This is a genomic window from Ruegeria sp. B10 (assembly GCF_056539825.1).
This window is the reverse complement of record NZ_JBQFVP010000006.1, coordinates 12,732-36,354: the sequence shown is the minus strand read 5'-3', so window position 1 is coordinate 36,354 and position 23,623 is coordinate 12,732. Positions and strand designations below refer to the sequence as shown.

24 protein-coding genes and 1 pseudogene are annotated in these 23,623 nt (G+C 53.5%); 15 read left to right on the top strand and 10 right to left on the bottom strand.

All coding sequences use genetic code 11. The features are described 5' to 3' along the window. Positions 1-11 precede the first annotated feature (11 nt). From ACR0J4_RS09655 to ACR0J4_RS09645, 3 genes are read right to left on the bottom strand one after another with little or no spacing between them, the layout of a single operon-like run. Positions 12-1,532 carry an ABC transporter ATP-binding protein gene (locus ACR0J4_RS09655; RefSeq protein WP_170642901.1) on the bottom strand — a complete coding sequence of 507 codons (1,521 nt, stop codon included), beginning with the start codon at positions 1,530-1,532 and terminating at the stop codon, positions 12-14. Continuing rightward, positions 1,529-2,575, bottom strand: a complete 1,047-nt coding sequence (locus tag ACR0J4_RS09650; protein WP_170642900.1) for a P-loop NTPase family protein — start codon at positions 2,573-2,575, stop codon at positions 1,529-1,531. Before ACR0J4_RS09650 ends, ACR0J4_RS09655 begins: the two co-directional genes overlap by 4 nt. Positions 2,576-2,600: 25 nt before the next feature. Then, positions 2,601-3,416, bottom strand: a complete 816-nt coding sequence (locus ACR0J4_RS09645; RefSeq protein ID WP_170642899.1) for an alpha/beta fold hydrolase — start codon at positions 3,414-3,416, stop codon at positions 2,601-2,603. Positions 3,417-3,626: 210 nt separating this feature from the next. Between ACR0J4_RS09645 and ACR0J4_RS09640 the strand changes: the two genes are divergently transcribed. Together ACR0J4_RS09640 and ACR0J4_RS09635 are read left to right on the top strand one after the other, a co-directional pair. Next, a complete protein-coding gene (locus ACR0J4_RS09640) occupies positions 3,627-4,133 on the top strand; it encodes an RNA polymerase sigma factor (protein ID WP_170642898.1) in 507 nt (168 codons plus the stop codon). Then, on the top strand, positions 4,130-4,873 hold the full coding sequence (locus tag ACR0J4_RS09635; RefSeq protein ID WP_170642897.1) for a zf-HC2 domain-containing protein: 744 nt from the start codon (positions 4,130-4,132) through the stop codon (positions 4,871-4,873). The genes ACR0J4_RS09640 and ACR0J4_RS09635 overlap by 4 nt, the downstream gene beginning before the upstream one ends. 8 nt (positions 4,874-4,881) lie before the next feature. Here the strand turns inward: ACR0J4_RS09635 and ACR0J4_RS09630 are convergent, their stop codons facing one another. Further along, positions 4,882-6,255 carry a S8 family serine peptidase gene (locus tag ACR0J4_RS09630; protein WP_480668441.1) on the bottom strand — a complete coding sequence of 458 codons (1,374 nt, stop codon included), beginning with the start codon at positions 6,253-6,255 and terminating at the stop codon, positions 4,882-4,884. Between the two features lie 318 nt (positions 6,256-6,573). Between ACR0J4_RS09630 and ACR0J4_RS09625 the strand changes: the two are divergent. Together ACR0J4_RS09625 and ACR0J4_RS09620 are read left to right on the top strand one after the other, a co-directional pair. Further along, a pseudogene (locus ACR0J4_RS09625) lies at positions 6,574-6,786 on the top strand (IS6 family transposase); the annotation flags it as partial. A 57-nt stretch (positions 6,787-6,843) separates the two neighbouring features. Next, positions 6,844-7,551, top strand: coding sequence for an IS6 family transposase (locus ACR0J4_RS09620; protein ID WP_170642895.1), 708 nt, complete (start codon positions 6,844-6,846; stop codon positions 7,549-7,551). A 333-nt stretch (positions 7,552-7,884) separates the two neighbouring features. On the opposite strand, the gene ACR0J4_RS09615 is transcribed toward ACR0J4_RS09620, so the two are convergent. Then, positions 7,885-8,568, bottom strand: coding sequence for a GntR family transcriptional regulator (locus ACR0J4_RS09615; RefSeq protein WP_170642894.1), 684 nt, complete (start codon positions 8,566-8,568; stop codon positions 7,885-7,887). A 237-nt stretch (positions 8,569-8,805) separates the two neighbouring features. Here ACR0J4_RS09615 and ACR0J4_RS09610 point away from each other — a divergent pair, with 237 nt between their 5' ends. The 8 genes from ACR0J4_RS09610 to ACR0J4_RS09575 all read left to right on the top strand — a co-directional run bounded on the left by ACR0J4_RS09610 (position 8,806) and on the right by ACR0J4_RS09575 (position 15,137). Next, on the top strand, positions 8,806-9,843 hold the full coding sequence (locus tag ACR0J4_RS09610) for a TRAP transporter substrate-binding protein (protein WP_425083723.1): 1,038 nt from the start codon (positions 8,806-8,808) through the stop codon (positions 9,841-9,843). A 120-nt stretch (positions 9,844-9,963) separates the two neighbouring features. Next, positions 9,964-10,458, top strand: a complete 495-nt coding sequence (locus ACR0J4_RS09605) for a TRAP transporter small permease (RefSeq protein WP_480668438.1) — start codon at positions 9,964-9,966, stop codon at positions 10,456-10,458. Between the two features lie 2 nt (positions 10,459-10,460). Continuing rightward, a complete protein-coding gene (locus ACR0J4_RS09600) occupies positions 10,461-11,747 on the top strand; it encodes a TRAP transporter large permease (RefSeq protein WP_170375920.1) in 1,287 nt (428 codons plus the stop codon). A gap of 18 nt (positions 11,748-11,765) precedes the next feature. Then, the gene (locus ACR0J4_RS09595) at positions 11,766-12,200 is read left to right on the top strand and encodes a heme-binding protein (protein WP_170474677.1); all 435 of its coding nucleotides are present in this window, start codon (positions 11,766-11,768) and stop codon (positions 12,198-12,200) included. A 9-nt stretch (positions 12,201-12,209) separates the two neighbouring features. Further along, on the top strand, positions 12,210-13,091 hold the full coding sequence (locus ACR0J4_RS09590; RefSeq protein WP_170474675.1) for an NAD(P)-dependent oxidoreductase: 882 nt from the start codon (positions 12,210-12,212) through the stop codon (positions 13,089-13,091). 56 nt (positions 13,092-13,147) lie between these two features. Further along, positions 13,148-13,891, top strand: coding sequence for a glucose 1-dehydrogenase (locus ACR0J4_RS09585; protein ID WP_170642892.1), 744 nt, complete (start codon positions 13,148-13,150; stop codon positions 13,889-13,891). 17 nt (positions 13,892-13,908) lie between these two features. Then, positions 13,909-14,220, top strand: a complete 312-nt coding sequence (locus tag ACR0J4_RS09580) for a cupin domain-containing protein (RefSeq protein WP_170642891.1) — start codon at positions 13,909-13,911, stop codon at positions 14,218-14,220. Between the two features lie 5 nt (positions 14,221-14,225). Continuing rightward, complete coding sequence (locus tag ACR0J4_RS09575) at positions 14,226-15,137, top strand: sugar kinase (protein ID WP_170642890.1); 912 nt, start codon at positions 14,226-14,228, stop codon at positions 15,135-15,137. A 159-nt stretch (positions 15,138-15,296) separates the two neighbouring features. On the opposite strand, the gene ACR0J4_RS09570 is transcribed toward ACR0J4_RS09575, so the two are convergent. The 3 genes from ACR0J4_RS09570 to ACR0J4_RS09560 all read right to left on the bottom strand — a co-directional run bounded on the left by ACR0J4_RS09570 (position 15,297) and on the right by ACR0J4_RS09560 (position 16,470). Further along, positions 15,297-15,704 (bottom strand): GNAT family N-acetyltransferase, encoded by a 408-nt coding sequence (locus ACR0J4_RS09570; RefSeq protein WP_170642889.1) that lies wholly within the window; start codon positions 15,702-15,704, stop codon positions 15,297-15,299. A 324-nt stretch (positions 15,705-16,028) separates the two neighbouring features. Beyond that, positions 16,029-16,256 carry a DUF1127 domain-containing protein gene (locus ACR0J4_RS09565; RefSeq protein WP_170642888.1) on the bottom strand — a complete coding sequence of 76 codons (228 nt, stop codon included), beginning with the start codon at positions 16,254-16,256 and terminating at the stop codon, positions 16,029-16,031. Continuing rightward, positions 16,246-16,470 (bottom strand): DUF1127 domain-containing protein, encoded by a 225-nt coding sequence (locus tag ACR0J4_RS09560; protein WP_170375908.1) that lies wholly within the window; start codon positions 16,468-16,470, stop codon positions 16,246-16,248. Before ACR0J4_RS09560 ends, ACR0J4_RS09565 begins: the two co-directional genes overlap by 11 nt. 131 nt (positions 16,471-16,601) lie before the next feature. Between ACR0J4_RS09560 and ACR0J4_RS09555 the strand changes: the two genes are divergently transcribed. Then, positions 16,602-17,513 carry a LysR family transcriptional regulator gene (locus tag ACR0J4_RS09555; RefSeq protein WP_170375906.1) on the top strand — a complete coding sequence of 304 codons (912 nt, stop codon included), beginning with the start codon at positions 16,602-16,604 and terminating at the stop codon, positions 17,511-17,513. 268 nt (positions 17,514-17,781) lie between these two features. On the opposite strand, the gene yghX is transcribed toward ACR0J4_RS09555, so the two are convergent. Together yghX and ACR0J4_RS09545 are read right to left on the bottom strand one after the other, a co-directional pair. Beyond that, positions 17,782-18,669 (bottom strand): YghX family hydrolase, encoded by an 888-nt coding sequence (gene yghX / locus ACR0J4_RS09550; protein WP_170642887.1) that lies wholly within the window; start codon positions 18,667-18,669, stop codon positions 17,782-17,784. A gap of 90 nt (positions 18,670-18,759) precedes the next feature. Continuing rightward, on the bottom strand, positions 18,760-19,923 hold the full coding sequence (locus ACR0J4_RS09545) for an aminotransferase class V-fold PLP-dependent enzyme (RefSeq protein WP_170642886.1): 1,164 nt from the start codon (positions 19,921-19,923) through the stop codon (positions 18,760-18,762). 134 nt (positions 19,924-20,057) lie between these two features. Here ACR0J4_RS09545 and ACR0J4_RS09540 point away from each other — a divergent pair, with 134 nt between their 5' ends. Both ACR0J4_RS09540 and ACR0J4_RS09535 read left to right on the top strand, forming a co-directional pair. Further along, entirely contained in the window at positions 20,058-22,934 is a 2,877-nt protein-coding gene (locus tag ACR0J4_RS09540) for an FAD-binding and (Fe-S)-binding domain-containing protein (protein ID WP_170642885.1), read from the top strand. 9 nt (positions 22,935-22,943) lie between these two features. Then, positions 22,944-23,621, top strand: a complete 678-nt coding sequence (locus tag ACR0J4_RS09535; protein WP_170467812.1) for a GntR family transcriptional regulator — start codon at positions 22,944-22,946, stop codon at positions 23,619-23,621. Positions 23,622-23,623 lie beyond the last annotated feature (2 nt).

Here is a 23,623-nt window from a genome sequence, read left to right as displayed (position 1 = left end):
TTGCTTGAAAGTCAAAGAAATGAATTGCTTTTCTGGCTATGGTATTCACGGAAAGAAGTGAGTTTTGTAGCCAATTGCCATGACGAAGTTGACCTGAAAGCAATGCACGGAGCAACGACAGCAAGAATTAAGCCGGGTTTTTGAAGAATAAGCCTCAGACAAGAAAGGGAAATTCTCTGATCAGTGGTTAAATTGGCGCCGCGCTCCGTCAATTTGAAGTCCAAGCCGCCAATCTCTTGAACGACGTCTTGCAGGGCAACACTCTCGGCGACTTTTATGATTTGCTCGTCCGATGGACGTTCCTTTAGACCTAGGGTCAAAGCCCGACGCAGGCTGCCTTTCAGGATCAAGGGTTGGTCAGTGAGAATTCCGACAGATCGGCGCAGGCTTCCAGGCGTTAGTTCTGAAATGTCTCTGCCATCCAGTTTTAAAGACATGTCCCCGGGCGATGCGTTGCCAAGCAGGGCGATTTCGATCTGGTCCATCAACGTGCTGGAAATAACGGCCTGTTCCCCGGGGCATATTTTTAATTCCGGGCCATGTGTGGTGGTGATTTCAACCGAAACGGGTTCTTTGCGCAGGTGTGCTTTCGCGCTTCGCGATGCCGCCAGCGGGCGGTTCAAAGCACGGGACAGGTTGTTATAGGCCGCCCGATATTTTGCGGCATGATCGCTGGCCGTCATCGCATTGCGTAAAGGTCTGATCATCAGACCCAGAGCCGCCAAACCGGCCGCGATTGTTCCCGCAGATAGGCCGCCAGTTCCGCCGATCATCGTGATCAGGCTTGCGGCGATTGCGGTTGAGAACTCTGGCACGGCCTTTCGGACTTCGCTCAGACCCCGGCGCGCGCAGGCCGCATCGGCCACGCGGTCTGCCCGGCGGTCCAGCGACCTCATCTCGATGTGGCGCCGTCCCAGCACCGAAAGCCTTGGCGCAATCGGCAGGCGCTCGGTGACATCTGCTGCCAGCCGCGCCCGCAGTTTTCGCAATTTGCGGTGCGCGTCCAGAAGTTTGCGCTGTGTCAGCGCCGCCCAAAACGCTGAGGGCAGGATCGCGCAGACCGCCACCCAGACAAACCGCTGGTCAAGGTAGATCAACACAGCTGTTGCTGCGGGCAACAAAACGGCAGCCTGAATAAGCCTTGGTAAGCCAAGGCCAGGCCAATCCTGCAATGCCGACAGGTCACCGGTAAAGCGCAGGACATGATAGCCCATGCGTCTTTGGTCCAGATCGCGTTGATCGCTGCGGCTTGCGTGATCGAACAGCCGCAGGCGGACGTCTTTGGCGTAGGTCTGACCCAACCGCTCCGCGAGTGTCCTGAAGATCAGTTGCATCAGCGCGCCGCACAGCCCCGCTACGCCGATGACTGTAATCGGAAGAACGGGCAGGTCCGATCCGGCGTGCAAGGCGACAAAGACCGTGCGCGTTGCAATGGCCACCGCCGCAAAAGCGGTGGCCTGCGAGAGGGTCGCAAACAGAAGCCAGACAAACAGGCGACGCCTTTGACCCTCAAGCAGTCCAGGGGGGGTCATGCGGCGTGCCGGGTCCGCTCGATCCCGGCGCGTGCGGCCAATGTGTTCGCATAGGCCGGATCAAGAAGCTGACGGCGCGTCAGAACCTGAACACCTGTCGCAGCCTGGGCTTCCTCGACCGCCATGGGCGAACATGACAGCATCCCTGTCAGTGCAATGGGTCGGATCCCATTTCGGCCCAGCTCAGCTACACCTCCTGCGGCTGCGACCGGATCGGCGCAGGCAAACAAGTACTTCGAAAACCGGCCACGGACGGAGGCGTCGGCCAGCAGGGCGGCGGTCTCCCGCTGGAAGATGCCGTCGGCCAGTTCCATCACCGCGATGTCGCAACCAAGGGATTCTGACTCGCCCAGAAGCGTATCAATGCCCGCAACGATGCGCGGCATAGGTTCCAGATAGGTCGTAACCATGCCTGCGTCGGTAAAATCGGCCACAAAGGATGCACCAGCATCGACAAAGGAGTTGTAATCTCCAAACGCGCCGGTCCCGGTGCCTTTCAGCACTGCCACCTGCCACCCGGCCTTAGTCAGACCATGGGCCAGGGCGGCTGTTGCTGTTGTTTTGCCCGAGTTCATTGCGGTTCCAACCACACAGATCACCGGAATCTGCGCCGGCCTGGTACGTTCGGGCAGGGCGAAACCACTGGTGTTCAGAACAACACCGTCCTTTGAGGTGATGCGCCCCAGCGGCTGAATGCGGGTCGGGGGTTTGATGCGCTCGTTTCGTTGCACCATGCGCCCGAGACAGCCTCCGCCAGCAAGCATGTCGCTGCCTTTCCTGTCGATCTCAGCCAGCCCTTCGAACTGATCGGGCGCGTATCGCGCGCCGCAGGGCAGCACAACAAGATCACCGGGATACAGGGTTGAGGGCCGTCCCGCAGGCAACTGAATGCGTTGGTGGTTGCCGATTGATGCGACAAGGCCAAGGATCAGATCTCCGGGTTGCGCCTGCGCAAAGTCTTGACGCAACCCATGCGCCAGCCTCTGATCGATGCGTCTGGTTGCAAAACACCATTTTGCATCTTTGAAGTGATAGTTTTTCATGGGTAATCTCCTGTTTTCAAAGATTTTAAACTTCACAGACAAGCTTGGTTAAGCCCGCTTCGGCGCAGTTGGCGAAGCTGTGCGCGCAGTTGGGGATTTCCGTCAGCGACAGATCAGGAACGATCCCCCGCGCCTCGGCAGCGGCGCGAAAAGCCCTGCAATAGTGCCGTGCGCGGGCCAGCCGGTTGCGGCCTTGGACATCGTCGATATCATGCCCTTTTCGAAGGGCATCATCCCGTTGATGATCCTCGGCACCCACGTAGACCCGAAGCTTGAGTTCGAGGTAATTTCGCAACTGGTTGTGGGCCAGAGCGGGAACGTTCATCTTCCGAGGCTTGTCCGCCGGGGCCAAACCCATCGGAAAGGGTTGAGTAAAATCCGGCAGACAATACCAACCAGCAGCTGCGATATGCAGGCTGGCCACACGTTGCGGGTACAGCATCGCAAATCGATGTGCGAGCTGTGCGCCGCCGGAATACCCGAACAGGTCTACCTTGTTGGTTCTCGCAACGCCCATCTGTTCAACCAAGGCGAGCATTGCGAGAAGGGATCGATCCGGTCGGTAGCTGCCAATACGCTGGAAATGGTGCCAGTGCCTTTTTGAGAAACGAGGCGTGATCAGAACCTGTCCCTTGGCGTTACAATAGCTTGCAAAGGTCGAGCCAATCACGGATGCCCGCCGCGAAATTCCGTGCAAAGCCAACAAGGGAGGGGTATCGGGCGCGGGAATGCTCGGGATGTGAACATCGGCGGACAGTGTGCGTTCGCCGACGCGGACCGAAAACCGGGTGGTCGTCATTGGCCCGTTGACGGGGGGAACATCCATCGCGGTATCGAACATCATTTCAGCTCCTGATTGTTTGATCTCTTGCGGGGACAACGATGGTGATTGCGATCTATTCCAACTTTTTTGAAAATTGTGTTTTGGGCCGGTCAGAACCCGCTGCGTCGGGTCAAAACGATGCGCGTCTTCATTTTTTCTTCGATCCTGTGGAATAATTCTCACTACCATCCGTTGTCATTGAACATGACGCGAAACGGGAGAGACGGCATGACGGACCGGTTCCGTAAAGATCTGGCAGCGCTAGTGCCGAAACTGCGCCGGTTTGCTTTGTCTCTGGCGGGCAACCAGCCAGACGCCGATGATTTGGTGCAATCTGCCTGTGTGAAAGCGTTAAAAAACGCGGCTCAGTTTCGCGAAGGGACGCGTATGGACAGTTGGATGTACCGGATTATTCAAACCCTCTGGATTGATGATCGCCGGCGCGCCAAGACACGCGGGGCGCCTGTAGAACCCGAACTGGCGGGTCTGAGCGATGAAGGGCTTTCCGCACGTCTGCCCGAAGATCGGATGATGCTCGATATGGCACGAAACGCCATGGGTGCGTTACCCGAGAAGCAGCGCATTGTGCTGTCTCTCGTTGCGGTCGAGGGGTTGAGCTACAAAGAGGCTGCAGATGTTCTGGAGGTGCCGGTTGGCACGGTTATGAGCCGTTTGTCACGGGCCAGAGACGCTCTGCTGCCGCAGTTGGGGATGACGAAAGGGCCGATGCAATGAGTGCAAAACCTACAATGGAGCCGTCCCGTCTTGCAGCTTTTGCGGATGGGGAACTTTCACCCGAAGAGGCTGCCGCCGTTGTCATGCATTTGGCGGATCACCCTGAGGATCAGGCCTATGTCGACAATCTTATGGCCGCAAATGAAGCCCTGTTGCAGGCGTTCAGCGAACCGCTGGGTGAGCCCGTGCCCGGTGAGATCAAGAATGTCATTCTGGGTGAGGCGCAGACAGCCAAGATCATACCCTTTCGCAAACGACCCGCCGTGTGGATAAGCACGGCTGTGGCGGCGATGTTGGCGCTTGGCGTATTTTCAGGTCCCGACCTGTTTGCGCCGGTCGCTGCGCCAAACTTGACCTTGGGGCCGATCGACAGTGGTTCGAACCTGTCAACCGCGTTGAGCCGTCTGCCGTCTGGTGTGCCTGAGTCGTCAGGGACGGATCAGGAGTTCATGATCCTCGCCACGCTGCCGATCTCAGATGGGTATTGCCGCGAGTTCGAGGTCATCAATCGTGCTAAGCAACGCATCGACCTCGGAATAGCATGCATAACCTCCGACAGTTGGGTGGTGGAAGTCACGATGTCAGAGCCTTTGTCCGCATCCGGCACAGAAGATGGGTTTGTGACGGCAAGCGGTACTGAAATGCAGGGATTGATGCCGTTTTTAGATCGGTTGGGGGCAGGGGCTTCACTTGCCCCCGACGCTGAGGCGGACCTGATTGCAAACGGCTGGATGCCCTGAGGTTCTGGTTAACACAGAGTAGCTGCATTCAGAAGACCATGGCCGAACACGTCGTCAGCCCCGGGTGCGCCCAGGTCTTGTGCGGTGTTTCTCAGACGTTCGCGCACCTGATCAGGTGATAACGTGTCATCCTGCGAAAGCATGATTGCGACCGCCGCAGTGACAAAGGGAACCGCAAAAGATGTTCCCGACTTCAGGCGCGCACCGCGAATGGATGTGGCGGACAGCATGTTGACGCCCGGCGCGGTGATGTCGATATGCGGGCCGCGCTGTGCTTTCCGGTAAATGCGTGTCCGCGCGTCTACGGCTGTCACGGCCAAAACTGTGTCAAATGCTGCGGGATATCTCAGCTCGCCGGACGGGCCTTCGTTGCCCGCCGCCGCGACCATAACGATTCCGTCTTCTTGCACCATCTGGTTAACGATGCTTTCCAGCAGGCTGTTGTTGGGGCCGGTCAGTGACAGGTTGACGACGCGAACGCCACGGGCTTTCAAAACGTCCAACCCCCGCAACACTGAGATCACGTCAGCACGTTCATCCGATCCTTCGCGCGCAAACGCATCCACCGCAATGACCTCTGCGCCGTGAATCAGCCCGGGAACCCGGCTGTCCGGATCGCCGATCAAAAGGGAGGCCACTGCTGTGCCATGGATCGCTTTGGACGGCGCAAGGGTCTGGTCGGCAAGCTGAATCAACTCCAATCGAGCACCGGTCATTATTTCGTGCTCGGCATTTATCCCGGTATCGATCATCCCTACCGGCACTCGCACAGGGCAGGTCGCCTGAGCAAAATCAATACTCGGCCACTGGATCATCTCCCAAGCAGGGCAGTTTTCATGCCAACACGGGTCCGATGACGCCACGCGCGTTTCGCTTTGTTCAAAGCGGTAATAGTGATTGAAATCCGCAGTGACGCCCGATGGCAGCGCGCGTACTCGTTCCCGCGCGGCTTCCAGATCCAGCCCACCCGGCGAAGTCAGCCGCGTCAATACCTGATCAGAGGCTTGAAGGGTTTCTGTCGCCGATATCGCAAAGCCTTCGGATATAAGTTGCTCCAGATCCTCGGCGGATGCATCGGCGACAATTATCTCAAACGGCGCGCGCGTTGGCGGCGCGACAGGTGCTGGCGCTGGGGCCTGAGCAGGTACTTGCGCGGGTTGCTGTGCCGGTGGTCCGTTGGTCAGCCGTCTGATGAGGTTGCCAATAGGGTTCTCGCCAGAGGATCTTTGATCACCTCCTGAGCTACCACCACCTCCGCCTCTGCTGCCCCTATCCCCTCTGTCATCGTCCCGATCGTCATCGCGGTCATCATTTCCATCATCCCTGTCGTCGTCATGATCGTCTGCCCATGCGACAGCAACAAACGAGAGTTGCCAGCTCATCGGAACGGCAAGTAGCAGAGGCAACAACAAGCTGAGCACGAGGCTGGTTTTAAGAAGCTGAGTTGATATCTTTCTCATATGAACATCCAGTTCAGACTTACATGATCCAAAATAACAACGTTTCGCGCTTGGGTTTATTCCAAAAAAATCTTTCGAAGTAGCTGTCAGAAAATCAAGAGTCAGTCTCAAGCAGGCCCATAGAATGAAGTTCAATATTCGTACCAAGTTTGCTCAAAGGTTCTGTCGCAAAATTTACTCCCAACTGTCATTCCGACTGCGGTTTTGATAACGCGCGCTCGGATAAGACAGGAGCAGACCATGACGATTTCATTCAAGGGTGCACATTTTCGACAGAACGTGATCCTGCATGCAGTCTTTTTCTACCTTCGATACGGGGTGTCGTACCGTGATCTTGAAGAAATCGCGGCCGAACGTGGTGTTGACCTGGATCATGCGACGCTGAACCGCCGGGTAGGTAAATGTGTCGTTCTTATGGCCGAAGCGGCGCGATATCGAGAGCGCACTGCAGATGGTCTTGTCAGAAGAACTTTGCTTGAGCGGGGCAGGGCGGTTGCATAGCATTTAGGAATGACCAAACCTGCCTCTTTCAAGTACTTCAAAACCAGCCCAGAGATCATCCGCCTTGCGGTGATGCTGTACATCCGATTTCCACTCTCGCTTCGGAATGTCGAAGATCTGTTGCACGAGCGAGGCATCGACTTGAGCCACGAAACTGTCCGATATTGGTGGAACCGGTTCGGGCCGGTGTTTGCTGCGGAGATCCGAAGAAAGCGTGTGCAGCAGCTGCGCGCGTTCTCGAAATGGAAGTGGCACGTGGACGAGGTTTTCGTAAAGGTGAATGGCAAGCGACATTATCTGTGGCGTGCAGTAGATCACGAAGGTGAAGTGCTGGAAGCAGTTGTCACCAAGCGCCGAAACAAAGCTGCAGCACTGAAATTTCTCAAGAAATTGATGAAGCGGCACGGCTGCGCCGAAGAGATCGTCACAGATCGCTTCGCTTCCTACAAGGCTGCCCTTAGAGATTTGGGTGCTCTCGAAAAACAACAGACGGGCAGGTGGCTAAACAACCGCGTCGAGAATTCGCACCTGCCGTTTCGACGACGCGAACGCGCGATGCAGCGTTTCAAGCGCATGCGAAGTCTACAGAAATTCGCCTCCGTCCATTCCTCGGTCCTCAACCACTTCAACCAGGAAAGATCGCTAGCCAGCCGAGACACCTTCAAGTTGACACGCGCCGCCGCTCTTAGCGAGTGGCGTCAACTTTGTTCCGGATAGGTTCGCGGTTGCCGCGGCAAACTGAGACTGGTTCGAATTCGTCTGACAGCACCCAGAGGACAATTCAGGCGCTAGTCTCAGTGTCGCATTTTAGCGGGGTCGCTTTGTGCTGGATTTCCCTGATAACCTGAAGTTTACAGGGAATTTTCGAAAACCGGGACTGATTTCCGTCATTTTTCCTATCAGAACTGTATGTTTTTCAGAGGTTTATGCTGCAAATTCCCTGATCCCCAACAAGCGAAAAACGCTAAGATTAACGAGCAACCGGCCGGCACGATAGGCACTTTGTCGGTATCGATTTTTGAATGAAGTTAGCGGTACGAGTTTCCGAACTTATTCAAAGTACTCGGGATGGCGTTCGTGAATAAACGCGATAGTGTCGTCGAGGCGGGATAAGTGTTTTCTGACTGCGTTTTGCGCTTTTGACAGATCCCGCGAGGCAAGCCCATTTGCGATCTCATAGTGGTCTTCCAAAATGGAATTCGCCTCGCGATCTTTCTCAAGACCAAGCATACAGAGACGATCTACTTTTTGTTTGCATTCCAGCATAACTTCGAACGCTAACGGGTTGCCGCCAAGGACGTAGATTAGTTTGTGAAAATCGTAATCGAGCGCGTGAAAGGCAGATAGATCCCCTTGCGTCAGAGCATTCTCCTGAAGGGCTAAGTTTTCGCTTAGCTTCGCATCCCGATCTGAATCCCAAGTCTCAACCGCCATGTAAACTATTTCAAGTTCGACGGCCCTTCGCACCAAACGAGCAAGCTCTAGGCGATCCATTGAAAAGCCGCGCACCTCGGTTGCTTTTTGAGGTCGGATAAGTAGCAAATCCTCATTTCCAAGCCTGGTGAAGGCGTTGCGAACAGGTTGGCGAGATACGCCGAATCGACGTGCGACTTCCGTCTCGGACAATTTTGTGCCGGGAAGAATTTCGAGCGAAACGATCTGATCGTGCAGTGTTTCGTAGACGGCATCAGTGGTCGTTCGGGTTCTAATTCCGTCCACGATTTTTTCTTTCATCCTCTGATTCATAATCCTGTCGCCACAGTCTGAGAGGTGGTTAAGGAACTGTTTTATATATTAAAAAGCCATAGTTCGTACGTATTTGGAAAGGCTTTTTCGGTTAATATCAAAGAGCCTGTAACCATTGAAGTCAAGGCCGTCACATGTTTCAAACGAGTTGTTGACACAACTTGGATACTAGTGTCCTTATTGGTTCAGCAGTGATTCCGGCTCTGGGAGGAAGCAGGAAGTTTTGTGACTTTCATCCTCCAGACGACACATTTTGGCCTGTTGCTGCTCAGAAAAAACGGGAGGAGACCCATGACTTCTACGAAATCGCTTTTTGCAGCAGTAACCGTTGCACTGATCGCCTCTTCAGCATCGGCTGAAAGCTGGCGCGCTTGGAACATTCACAATGACGGCCACCCCAATACGGCGGCGATGGACAAATTTGCTGAGCTTGTTGACACAGCCACAGATGGTGAAGTCACGGTAGATGTTTTCCACGGCGGCGTTCTTGGCTCGCAACCCGATGCGCTGGAGCAAGTGCGTATTGGAGCCATCGAGGTTGGCAACTTCAACCTTGGCCCGATTGGTCCGATGGTCAAAGAGGCAAACCTTGTATCGCTTCCGTTCATCTTCAAAAGTGTGCCGCACATGTTCCGCGTGATGGAAGGTGAAGCTGGTGCGGTCGTTGCCGAAGCGATGGGTGAGGCAGGAGTTCTTCCCCTTGCATATTTTGATGCTGGAGCCCGGTCATTCTACAGCCAGAAACCAATCAACTCTCCAGCCGATGTGGAAGGTCTGAAGATCCGAGTTATGAACAACGATCTCTACACTTCGATGATTTCGGCTATGGGTGGAAATCCGTCTCCAATGGCTTTTTCGGAAGTACAACAGGCACTGAAAACAGGCGTTGTTGATGGGGCGGAGAACAACTTCCCGTCGTTCAAAAACGTCGGCCATTACGAAGTGACGTCGCACTATTCGCTGTCTGAGCATTTGATCATCCCCGAGTGCATCTGTGTGAATACAGCCAAGTTCAACGCGCTTAGCCCCGAACTACAAGAAGCTGTACGTAGTGCGGCACAAGAAGCGGCTCTGTATCAGCGCGAACTGTGGGCTGTTGGATCTGAGCAAGCGCGCTCTGACGTTGAAGCGGCTGGCATCACTGTCAACGAAATCGCAGACAAGGGTCCCTTCCAGTCCGCGATGGACGTAGTCTATGCCGACTACCTAGCTGCCAACCCAGATATGAAAGCGTTGGTCGAGATGGCTCAGGCCACTGAGTGATTTGCCAAAGCGAATACAGTTAAGCGCGTCCGGTTTCCTTCAAAGAAGCCGGACTCGTAAAACCAAAAAAAAGGGGGCGGCATGCAAGTTTCAGGCAAGACATCAGAGTTTCTACGGAGGATGGATTTCTTCCTCGACCTGCTCGCCCGCCTTTGTACCGTGTTGGCCGGCGTCGCCATCGTGACTATGACCGCCATCTTCGCGTGGCTGGTCTTTGGCCGGTACGTCCTCAATGACACGCCCACCTGGGTTGAACAGGTATCACTTTTACTTGTCATGGTTATTGCCTTCCTCGGCGCAGCAGCCGGAGTGCACAACCATACCCACCTCTCTGTTGTTCTTTTTCGGGGCATGGTGTCGCCGAAAGTACGAACAGTCTTTGTCTGCTTCACAGATATGCTGCTAGCCGGATTTGGCGCGATGATGTTCTGGTATGGACTTGAATTGACCGAATTCAAATGGGGCACGTTGATCCCGCTTATTCAATGGCCCGAGGGCCTGAGATCCCTGCCTATGACAATTAGCGGAGCATTGGTCCTTCTGTTTTCCATCGGTCATCTGATCCGCCTGTTTCTGGGCGAGGATGCGCGTCAAGACAGTATAGATCAGGGTTAATCATGGGACTTGCAGTTCTTCTCGGGGTCTTTGCCCTTTCCGTCATCATCGGCACTCCGGTCGCCTACGCACTCGGGATTTCTGCCTTGGCTGCGTTTTGGTATGAAGGCTTGCCCTTGTTCGTCGGCTTTCAACGAATAGTCGCAGGAATCAACGTTTTTTCGCTTATGGCGATCCCGTTTTTCATTTTCGCTGGAGAGCTGATGTTTCATGGCGGGATAGCCGTTAGATTGGTCAGGTTCGCGCAAGCTGCTGTGGGTGCCGTGCGCGGCGGGCTTGGCATTGTAAACGTGTTTTCCTCCATGCTTTTTGGCGGGATTTCAGGTTCGGCGATCGCGGACATCTCCGCGCTGGGCTCAATTCTCATCCCCGTTATGAAAGACAAGGGATACGATGCTGACTATGCGGTGAATGTGACAGTGACATCTTCTATCGCCGGGATCATCATTCCACCCAGTCACAATATGATCATCTTTGCTCTTGCAACGGGTGGTGTGGTGTCAATATCCAAGCTGTTCTTGGCGGGCGTGGTCCCCGGCATCCTGATGTGCTGTTGCTTGGCAATTGCCGCATATGTGGTCGCAGTAAAGCGCGGCTATCAGGCTGAACGGTTTCCAGGATGGACGGCGCTGGCGTACGCGTTTATTGGCTCCATCCCCGGCTTGCTGACTGCCGTCATTATCGTCGGAGGTGTCCTATCAGGCATCTTTACTGTAACAGAGTCCGGTGCATTCGGGGCTATGTATGCCTTTGTTGTCACGCTGATCGTCTACCGCAGCCTGTCATGGGATGCCTTTAAGACGGCTGTAATTTCCTCAGTGCGCACAACGTCGATGGTCATGATCCTGATCGCCTGTGCCGGGGCCTTCGCGTACATGCTGACCTACAACCGCGTACCAACCAAAACGGTCGAGTTCCTTTTGGGTATAACCGAGAACCCGATCCTGATTTTGCTGATGATCAATGCCGTTCTTTTGCTGCTTGGCATGATTATGGATATGGCAGCTTTGATCCTCATCTGCACGCCGATCTTCTTACCGGTGATGAATATGCTGGGGATTGATCCGCTGCAATTTGGCATGATCCTTCTGGTGAACCTTGGTCTGGGGCTTTGCACGCCTCCGGTCGGGACCTGCCTGTTTGTAGGCTGTGCGGTTGGCCAGTTGCCGATGGAAAAAGCCATTAGAACGATCTGGCCTTTCTACCTTGCGATCTTCGCAGCGCTGATGCTGATCACCTTCGTTCCTGCCATCTCGCTCACACTTCCCACTCTCCTAATCGGCCCATAAAGCCCAAAGGATGCCGCTATGCTGAATATCAAACGATTGGACATTGAAGAGGCGCGACGGCTGATCGCGGTCGCTAGGCTCAAAGCCGAAGATATCGGGGTGCCTATGTGCATCGCTGTTACCGATGAGAGTGGTATACTCATCGCATTTGAGCGAATGGATGGCGCCAAGATTACCAGCGTCAATCTGGCGATCGACAAGGCTTATACCGCATGCGGCATCAAAAAGAGCACGCAAGCCTTGGGTGCAGTCAGTCAACCGGGAATGCCAGCGCATGGCATCTCCTCGGCCTTAGGCGGACGTATGGTGACCGTTGCCGGCGGTCTTCCTGTGCTTGCTGGTTCTGATGTCGTCGGCGGCATTGGTGTTAGCTCAGGCTCGCCTGCGCAAGATCATGACGTCGCCCAAGCTGGGGCCGATGTCTTTTCCAAAATGAAAAACCCAAACGCTTAGGAGGCGCATATGTCGAATCCAAAAATCGGTTTCATTGGCCTAGGCCAAATGGGCAGCAAGATGGTTGAATGCCTCCAAAAAAATGGTTTTGATCTTGTGGTCATGGGCCGCAACAAAGCGGCGGTTGCCCAAACCGTTGCGCGCGGAGCGGTCGAGGTGAGCACCCCTAGGGAACTCGCCGCGGCCAGTGATATCGTCATGCTCTGCGTGACAACATCCGACGTGGTCGAAAGCCTGATCTACGGCGAGAATGGTATTCTCGCCGGGATCAAAGAAGGCGCGGTGGTCATAGATTTCGGCACGTCCATTCCAGCGTCAACAAAGAAAATTGGCGCGGACCTTGCGACAAAAGGGGCTGGGATGCTCGACGCGCCGTTGGGGCGTTCACCTTTGCACGCTAAGGACGGTTTGCTGAACATCATGGCAGCGGGCGATATCGAAACGTTTGAAAAGGTCAAACCTGTGCTCGATGTGCAGGGCGAGAACGTGTTCCATCTCGGTGCGCTCGGCGCGGGACATACGACCAAGCTGATCAACAATTTCATGGGTATGACAACAGCGTGTACCATGAGCCAGGCATTTGCAGTTGCAAAACAAGCGGGCATCGATGGCCAACAGCTTTTCGAGATCATGTCTGCGGGCCCGTCCAATTCTCCATTCATGCAATTTTGCAAGAATTACGCCGTCGATGGCGTAAGTGATCTTGGGTTTTCGATCAGCAATGCCAACAAGGACATCGCCTACTTCGTTCAGATGATTACTGACATTGGAACGCGCTCCGAAATCGCTGAAGGCACTTCCGCAAATCTTCAAACGGCGCTTGATGCAGGGATGGGCGAAGGCAATGTACCCGAAATCTACGACATGTTCGTCAAACGCGGTGCAGCTTAGGCGACCCACAATGGCACACGACAACTTTCAAAGCTGAGCAAAGATGAGGGATGCCCATGAAACTCGCTGGAAAATCGGCAATTGTAACTGGAGCCGGCCGCGATATCGGTGCAGCAGTCGCTCTCAAGCTTGCCTCCGAGGGCGCAAACGTCGCAATAAACTATTTTGCCAGCAGCGCAGGCGCTGAGGACGTTGTGGCCAAGATCAAAGCAAATGACGGGACCGCATTCGCGCTTCAAGGAGACCTAACGCAGAAAAGTGACGTTGACGCATTGGTGGCGCGATCTCTCGGGGAATTCGGCAGTATTGAAGTTTTGGTCAATAATGCGGGCGGTTTGGTTGCCCGCAAAACAGTCGCAGAGTCCTCACTTGAACATTGGCAGTATGTGATGGACTTGAATCTGACCAGCAACTTCATGATGACGAACGCCTGTTTGGCTCATATGAAAAGCGGTGCAATTGTCAACTTGGCAAGCCAAGCTGCTCGCGATGGCGGTGGCCCCGGCTCAGTTCCCTATGCGACCTCAAAGGGCGCGATCATGACGCTGACGCGGGGTTTGGCCAAAGAGCTGGGCCCGGATATCAGGGTCAATGGGCTATGCCCTGGGATGATAGATACCGATTTTCATAACATCCACACACCGGACGCAGGACGTCGCGGCTTCGAAGCCGCTGCGCCAATGAAACGTCAGGGCACCATTGAGGATGTCGCAAACCTTGTCCTATTCCTAGCCTGCGACGACAGTGCTTTCATTACAGGAGCTAATGTCGATCTGAATGGTGGAATGCTTTTCTCATAGCGTAGTGGAGGTACACCTTGCCTGAATTTCCAGTTGTCTCGACAGGAGAGAATGTCACACGGCAAGTTCTCTCTGATCATCCCAATCTCATGGTTGTTGCCTTTCGGTTCAGCAAAGCAGGTGCGATAGGCGCGTTGCACAGCCATCCGCATGTCCAGTCAACCTATGTCGAAAGTGGCCGGTTCCGGTTCACTTTGGGCGAAAGTGACCAAGAGTTCGGGCCAGGAGACAGTTTTATCATTCCTTCAGATCAAACCCACGGATGTGTTTGCCTGGAACCAGGAAAGCTCGTAGATAGCTTCACTCCGCGGCGTGACGACTTTTTGTAGAACCCATGCGTATCTTAGCAATCGGCGAGTGCATGGCGGAACTTGCTCCCCAGGGCGGTCCTGGGGAGTTCAAGATCGGGTATGCTGGTGATACGTTCAACACGGCTTGGTATTTAGCGAAAATATCACCGAATACAGAGGTCGCTTATTTCACGACAGTTGGTGACGACAAACTGTCTCGCGAAATGCGAGCCTTTATTGACAGAACAGGCATCGATACCTCTCACATTCGCGAAATTTCGGATGGAACTGTGGGTCTCTATATGATTCACCTTTCCAACGGCGAACGCAGTTTTTCATACTGGCGCAACAACTCTGCAGCCAAACGGCTTGCGGACGACCCAGATGCGCTTGATCGTGCTATCGAAAAAGCGGATTTGATCTATTACTCAGGAATTACGCTGGGAATTCTTGGTCCTCAACCGCGTGAAAATCTACTTGGTGCTCTCCAAAGGGCGCGCGATGTAGGGAAAACCGTGGCTTTCGATACGAACATTAGACCCAAGCTTTGGTCGAGTACCGAAGAAATGAAGCGTTCAATCATGCGCGCTGGTGAGCTCTCGGATATCGTGTTGCCGTCTTTTGACGATGAAAGCGCGTGGTTCAATGACGACTGTCCGACCGCGACTCTTGAACGATATGCAAGACTTGGTGTGGAGCGGATCGTCGTAAAGAACGGCGAGCATTCTGTGGTTTATCAAGATGGGAATATTAGAGGGGAGGTGCCCACTAAGCCGGAAACGTCCGCTATTGATACAACAGCCGCCGGTGACAGCTTCAACGCTGGCGTTTTGCTCAGCGTATTGGAGAAAAGTGATTTCCGCGCGGGAATATCGTTGGGCTGCCAATTGGCCAGCTGCGTGATCCAAGCCAAAGGAGCGCTAGTTCCTGTCGATGCACTGCGTGTTACAGCCTGAGGCGATAAATCCCGACTTGTGTTTACCGTGGAATATGCGCACCGCACGGCCACTATCTGAAGAAAGGCAACTTTAACTCTTTAACAATAAAGGCACTAGAAAAGGTCATTCGCTTAAGTCCAATCAAACGACCGCAATACGCAGTGTGCCATTGGTCGTCTAGGTAAAAAGCAGATGTGAGTGTGCCCTAGTTTCAGCGATAATCTCAATGGCAATTGACGCTGGCGTCGGCCAGTTGGGGCGCAAGACTGCTTCAACAATATCCGCGTCAGCTACAAACTGCGCGTTATGTTTCGCCGCAAGATGGCGCATGTGGCGGTTTTCCTTCAGGCACATCATTTGGATAGTCCGGACGCCTCTGTTCTGCGTCATCGCGTACATCTGTTGAAACAAAGCGTCGCCAATCCCAAGTCCTCGCCACTCGGCTTCGACAGAGAATGCAGCCTCTGGCTTTGATGACCATGAATGAAAGAGGCCGCGCAGTTCCACAAGGCCCCTCAATTGTCCCCAGACAAACACCCCACAAGCGATACTGTCATACCGAAGGATGTTCTGTGCGTAGCTCAAGACGTATTTGGCGTTGACGGCTCCACAAAACCGTGCTCGCCGCGTTTCGATATCTAACTACAGAAAATGCCTACAGATGTTACTTTGATCGCCGGAACGGAGACGACGAACGATCGGGTCTTTTAGCGCTCTCATGACTTTCAGTTTTCGCGTTTCCTGTTTGGCAGGTTGGTATGGGCCAGCATTTTCGGGAGGAGGTGAAAATGCTGGCCCTTTGCGATGGCGCTCCCCGTTGGCTTTTTCGCCGCCGCTTATGCTGGCTTACTCTGGGAGGAGCGAGGACCAGCAAACTTGTGTAATCTTCTGACCTGAGGACCCACTTCTCTATTCATCAGCCATTAGTTTTTCGGCATATTCCGGGATCTCAGATCGCGAAATTCCGATCTGAGCGAGTTGGTAGTCACTCATATTCGAAAGCGCAGAGAGCATCCGGGCCATTTTCAGTGCTTTCAAAGCAGCTTTAGTCGTGGATCTGATCCACACCAAGAATGCGATTGATTGGGCGATCGCGTGATCGCGATACGTAGCAGGGGCTTGGGTGTTAACAGCCATAGGCGGCCTCCAACGCAAGATTTTTGATGCTGCTTCTCGAGATACCCAAATCTATTAAGTCACGGTCAGATAACACCGAGAGTTCATAGTAAGTTTCGCGATAAACCCTGCGTTTGGCCTGTGCCTTGCGTATCGTGTCCAGCTTTTGATGAAAGAACGTGCGGCCAGCTTCGAAAACGACATCCAGCGCGCTGTTTGATCGTGTAATTGCCATGATATTGCCTCGTCCATTGCTGCAATGCAGTATTTATGCTGCAATGCAGAGATAAGGGTATTTGGTAGCGCTCACAACTCGCCATTTTGGCAAAGGCCCCATGCCATATTGGAATAGCAAAAGGTCATGACATGGACATTTCTGCGCAAATGCTAATCTTTGCGACGGTTGTCGAGCAGGGCAGTATTTCTGCGGCTGCAAGATCAATGGGCCAGACCCCATCAGCAGTAAGTAAGCAGATCGGGTTACTTGAAGATCAGGTGCACTACCGCCTTCTGAATCGTACCAGAACGGGTGTCTCTCCAACGCGGGAAGGCCAAGATTTCTATGAAAAATGCAAAGCGATGGCTGACAAATTCAATGAAGCCAAAGCGATGATCCACAGCTTTGACGGTGTCCCACGCGGAGAACTCAGGATCGCATCCACTGTTGCATTCGGTAAGTCCCAACTGATTCCTGCTCTGCCAGAGTTCATGAAAGAGAACCCTCAGGTTCAAATGTCTTTGGATTTGACCGACCGAGAAATTGATCTTCGGAGTGAAGGCTTCGATGCGGCGATCTGCTTTGCGGAACAACGCAAGAATCCAGATATGGTCATTAGGCGCGTTATGAAGAGTCGAAGGGTACTATGTGCCTCACCTGAATACCTTGCGCGTTGTGGAACACCGTCGAATTTTGCCGAATTGGCTGAGCACAATTGCTTGAGAGTTGCTGGGAGAAGCCAACGGAACGCTTGGAACAGCATCGAACCGAACGCAGGCGAAAAATTTGAAGCAACGGGCAGCTTTGAGGGGAACAGCACCGATGTCGTCTTTAGAGCCGCTCTGGCTGGTATCGGGATCGCACGGCTGCCCTGCTATATGGCAAACAGGAAGTTTCTCTCCGGCGAACTTGTCCATGTCATGCCGGAGTATGCACCTCCCAGCACGGATATCGTCGTAATGTTTGCCGAAAGGCGGAATCTGGCACCAAAAACGCGCGCGTTTGTGGATTATCTCGCGCGGCGGTTTCGGGATACCGAAGAGAACCAAAGGAACGGCTAACCACGCACAAAAGTGATAATACTTTTGACCCGCAGATGAGCTGAACACTTAACGATGGATCGCTTCACCTAAAACCGTTGCGACAGTATCCTTCCATCGTTTCGACACGTTAAAAAAGTTAATAGTAGGCATAGCGGGCCAAGACCTTGTCGCAGAATCTTTAACTGCGAAGTTTAAGTTACCTTAGCTTCTAAGGTCTTGGCCAAGATGGGCCGAGGATTTCAACGAAAAGATATCAACGCATGACTGGCTTGGTAGCTTGTACCAATTACTTCAGATAGGTGTTGAACCAATCAATTGTGCGGTCCCAGGCTAGGTTTGCCATTTCCTCATCATAGCGTGGCGTACTGTCGTTATGAAAACCGTGGTTGGCGTTTTCGTATATATATGCCTCGTATACTTTGTCGTTGGCCTGAAGAGCAGCCTCAAAATCCGGCCACCCTGCGTTGATGCGCTCATCAAGCTCTCCCATTTGAATCAGTAGCGGCGCCTGAATTTTAGCCACATCCTCAGCTGCTGGCTGGCGACCATAGAACGGCACGCCTGCTGCCAATTCCGGGTAGGCCACAGCAATTGCGCTGACTACGCCGCCACCGTAGCAGAAACCCACTGCGCCGACCTTTCCGGTACTGTCATCTCGGTTCAATAGGTATTCAAATCCATTGAAGAAATCGTTCATCAACTCGACCCGGTCCACTGTCTTTTGCAGTTCGCGCCCATCTGCGTCGTTGCCGGGGTATCCGCCCACCGATGTCAGGCCGTCTGGAGCCAGAGCCATAAACCCGGCTTTCGCCAATCTGCGCGCGACATCTTCGATGTACGGGTTAAGGCCGCGGTTTTCGTGGATTACCAGTACCGCGGGCAGGGGTTCTTCAACGCCTGCGGGCCGGACCAGATAGCCCCGCACGTCACCGGTTCCATTTGGTGAGGGATAGGTGATGTAGTCTGCATGGATATCGGGATCGTTAAATGACACCTGCTGTGCTAGGGCATAGTTCGGACTAAGCATGTTCAGCAACGCGACCGCTGATAAACCGCCAACTGCAAATTTGCTGGCGCGGTCCAGAAATTGGCGTTTTGTGATTTTGCCGTGCGCATAAAAGTCATACAGATCAAGAAGTTCCTGGTCGAAGTCTTTTGCCGTCATACGGGTCATGGTGAAGCTCCTAAAGAGTTTTGTGATCCGGAGGGTTGGTAATTTCCCGTCAATGGGACTCGGTCGCGCTATTGGAGACTCAGCTTGGATTTACGCGGCCTTGAGATGCTCCAACGCAGCCTGCGTGCCACCTGCTGTATGCGGCACGCCGCTCTTGGCGAGACCCATTTCTACGCCTGAGAGTGTGGCCATCAACATCAGGTCGTTGAAATCGCCCAAGTGACCTATGCGGAAAACCTTGTCGGCTACTTTGGACAGGCCATTTCCAAGTGAGATATCATAGTGCTCCAGCGTAGTTGCGCGAAATACATCAGCAGAATGTCCTTCAGGTACTTTAACAGCGGTCAGTACGCCCGACTCCTGGCCTTGGCGAGCACACAATACCTCAAGTCCCCATGCTTGCACCGCAGCCCGCGTCGCGGCACCATGGCGGGAATGCCGTGCGAACACGTTCTCCAGCCCCTCTTCGTGCAACATATCGATGGCCTCATTTAGTCCATAAAGGAGATTGGTGCCGGGCGTATAAGGGAAGAACCCTTTCTGGTTGGGTTCGATCATATCATGCCAATCCCAATAACTTCGTGGCATACTCACGGATTTTGAATGTTCCAGTGCACGGTCGCTTACCGCGTTAAAGCTCAGACCGGGCGGTAGCATCAGTCCTTTTTGCGAACCAGAGACACAGACATCAACGCCCCAGTCGTCGAACCTAAAATCGATCGACCCTAGGCCAGAAATGGAGTCAACAATTAGGAGCGCAGGGTGCTTTGCCGCATCTATTGCTCTGCGTACTTCCTCAATCGACGAGACTGACCCAGTAGAAGTTTCATTGTGGACGACGCATACCGCCTTGATCTCGTGCTGACTATCTTCGCGCAGGCGGTCTTCGATCTGATTTGGATCCGCACCGCCACGCCAATCTCCTTCAATCAGTTCTGGCTGCAATCCCAGTTTTCCTGCCAAGTTGCACCACATGAAGGCGAAATGTCCTGTTTCGAACATGAGAACTTTTTCGCCTGGCGAAACACTGTTCACAAGTGCTGCTTCCCATGCACCGGTGCCGGATGAGGGGTAAATAAAGACGTTCTGCTTTGTCTTGAAAATGGTTTTTATCCCACTGAGGGCCTTGTTACCTACTTCAGCAAAATCGGGCCCCCGGTGATCAATGGTCTGTGTGCTGATGGCCTTCAGGATGCGCTCTGGCACAGCACTTGGCCCTGGAATCTGCAAAAAGTGCCTGCCCGCCTGACGCATTTGAAATGATCCTTATGCTGGTGCCAAAAGAGTGGTGCTATTAACCATTGCAAAAGTTAATTATGAATTCATTATTCAGTCAATGGGCAATTAGAGCCTCTAATTGGGCTTACTGGGAAGGGAAGGCGAACCTGATGTTAAAGAATGGATCGTTGTACCGCCGACTGTTGTCTGACGTGCGGGGAGAGGTGACGTCAGATCCGGCGTCGCTTGCGCGATACTCGACCGATGCCTCGATCTATCAGATGATACCTGACGCTGTTGTGATCCCCCGATCCACAGAAGATGTCAAAGCCGTGTTGTCTGTCACGCGGGACGAAGGATTTTCGGTCCTTCCTCGCGGTGGCGGCACGTCGCAATGCGGGCAAACGGTCAATCAGGGTGTTGTGCTGGACAACACAAAATACTTGAATCGTATTCTAGACATAGACGTTGAGAAACGTATTGCGCGCGTTCAGCCAGGTGTTGTGTTGGATCAATTGAACGAAGCGTTGAAGAAGCATGGCCTTTGGTTTCCCGTGGACCCCTCAACAGCGTCTCGTTGCACTCTTGGGGGGATGGCAGCAAACAATTCTTCAGGCGGAAAGTCTCTGCGGTACGGGATCATGCGAGATAACGTCCGTGCAATAAACGCAATTCTGGTTGACGGAAGCGAAGCGCGGTTCAGCGCTGAAACGCCCGCATCTAGCGATTATGCAAATCTTGTTGGCGACATGCGCGCACTTGGGCGTCGTGAGGCGTCTGAAATTGACGCCCGTTTTCCCAAGGTCCAGCGCCGTGTGGGCGGGTACAATATCGACGCGCTCGTCGGTAACGACGTCAACATGTCCCATTTGTTGGTGGGGTCAGAAGGCACGCTGGCTTATTTCACTGAATTGGAATTGAACTTGGCACGGTTGCCGGGTGAAAAAGTTACCGGCGTGTGCCATTTCTCGACATTTCGTGCTGCAATGGAGGCCACCCAGCACATCGTGACGCTCAACCCTCAGGCGGTAGAATTGATCGACGAGACAATGATCGCGTTGGGGCGCGATATCCCATTGTTTCGCGACACTATAGAGGCCTTTGTCAAAGGCAAACCCGAAGCCCTGCTACTAGTAGAATTCGCCGAGGGCAACGCTGAGGACAATGCCGCAAAACTGGTTAAGCTTTCCCAACTAATCGGAGATCTCGGCTTGTCTTTTACCGGAACGAAAAGCCGGTGGGGTGGAGTTGTTTCAATTACAGACACCAAGCTGCAGAATTCAATCGCCGAGTACCGGAAATCCGGCTTGAATGTCATGATGTCGATGAAGGAGGCAGGCAAGCCGATATCCTTCGTTGAAGATTGCGCTGTTCCGTTGTCCGACCTCGCCGATTACACCGCGGGCCTAAACGAAATATTCGACCGGCATGGCACCAAGGGAACATGGTACGCGCACGCCTCCGTAGGGTGCCTACATGTTCGTCCTGTCCTGAATATGCGGCAGGACAAAGACGTCAGCACAATGCGGGCGATTGCAGAAGAAACATTTGATCTGGTTAAGCGATACAAGGGTTCTCACTCAGGTGAACACGGTGACGGGATCGTGCGTTCTGAATTTCATGAAAAAATGTTTGGTCAGCGTATTATTTCCGCCTTTGAAGAGGTTAAGAACCGGTTTGACCCAATCGGGATGCTCAATCCTGGAAAGATTGTGAATGCGCCCTCAATGGATGATCGCCGTCTATTCCGCTACAGCCAAAACTATTCAGTCCCGGATTTCGAAACAGCGCTGGATTGGTCAGCTTGGCCGGGTACCGGAGGAGGATTTCAGGGTGCCGTTGAGATGTGCAATAACAACGGTGCGTGCCGCAAGCTCAAGGGCGGAGTTATGTGCCCTTCCTTCCGTGCCACCCGAAACGAGCGTGATTCCACACGTGGGCGTGCAAACACTTTGCGTTTCGTGATCAGCGGGCAGTTGCCGGGCGGTTTAGAATCCGATGCAATGTTGGACGCGATGAAGTACTGCGTATCCTGTAAGGCGTGCGCTCGGGAGTGCCCGACTGGCGTCGACATGGCGCAAATGAAGATCGAAGTACTGTCAGCGAAACGTAAAAAATATGGGCTAACACTGGCAAATAAATTGATAGCTTACCTGCCCAGATATGCACCAAAAGCTGCAAAAGTCGCGTGGCTAATGAATATTCGAAACAAAATTGGACCCTTGCGTAAGCTTTTGGAAAGCCCGACCGGTATTGCCGCGCGACGTGATCTTCCAGAATGGTCTTCCGTTCCGTTCCGAGATGACGAGGCCCAAGATAGTGATCCGCAGGTTCTTCTGTTTGCAGATGTATTCAACCGTTATTTCGAGCCTGACAATCTGCGCGCCGCGGTCCGGGTTCTGCGTGCGCTAGGGCTGCGTGTCGCCGTAGCACGGGATAACCACACTAAAAGAGCTTTGGATTGCGGGCGTACCTTGTTGGCTGTAGGTTGTGTGGAAGAAGCGCGACACGAGGCTCAGCGCGTGATTGACGCGACACGAGATATGGTTGCCAAAGGCATACCGGTCGTCGGACTTGAACCTTCATCTATCCTCACTTTCCGGGACGAGTATTTGGCTCTTTGCCCGGGACCGCAAACGGAGATGTTGGCGAAGGCCACACATACAATTGAGGAATTTCTGGCCGAACAGCCGAGCTTGCCTTTGAAACCGATAGATCGACCGATCTACGTCCATGGACATTGTCATCAGAAGGCACATGACGTCGTCACGCCTATGCTCAATCTCCTGAAGCGCATTCCTGAGGCGCAGGTTAACATGATCGAAAGCAGTTGTTGTGGTATGGCTGGGGCGTTTGGATATGCCCCGGAAACTGTCGATGTCTCGATCGACATGGCAAAGCTAGACCTATTTCCAGCTTTGGACGCGGCACCAGTAAATGCAATTGTTGTGGCAGATGGGACATCATGTCGGCACCAAATCACTGAGGGTACTCGACGGCAGCCCATGCATGTCGCTCGCTTGTTGGAAATGGTACTTGATGATTAGGACGTGGTTATGAATCTAACGGATGGCATCAAGCGCACAACACTACATGAAGAACTGGTCGAACGCTTGCGCAACCTGATTGTCGAAGATGTTCTGAAGCCGGGAGAGAAAGTGCCCGAGAAACAGCTCTGCGACTCGTTGGGGGTCTCAAGGACACCATTGCGGGAAGCCCTAAAGGTGCTTGCATCAGAAGGCTTTGTGGTACTCCAAGCCAACCGAGGTGCGCGCGTTGCCAGTGTCACGCGAGAAGAATTGGAGAATACGTTTCCAGTTCTTGCGACGCTTGAGCAACTGGCAGGAGAGTTGTCGTGTCAGAGCATGAACTCCACGGAAATTAAACAGATTGAACGTCGCCACGCCGATATGTTGAAAGCCTATAGGTCACGTGATCGACAGGCCTATTTTAAAGCCAATCAGGACATCCATCAGGCACTGATACGTGGCGCGCGAAACGACATTCTTGAAACCCACCACAAGCTGTTGGCGGCGCGGGTCCGCCGAGCACGTTTTGTGGCCAATCTGTCAGACGAACGCTGGGCGCAGGCAATTCGCGAACATGAAGCTATGATGGAGTTGCTTAAGGCTCGCGATGCAGATGGGCTTGGCAAAACTATGAAGCTACACATGATGAACAAGCTTTCTGCTCTTGTGAAAGCGCTTGAGGCAGAGGATGAGGCGTTTCGCTGACT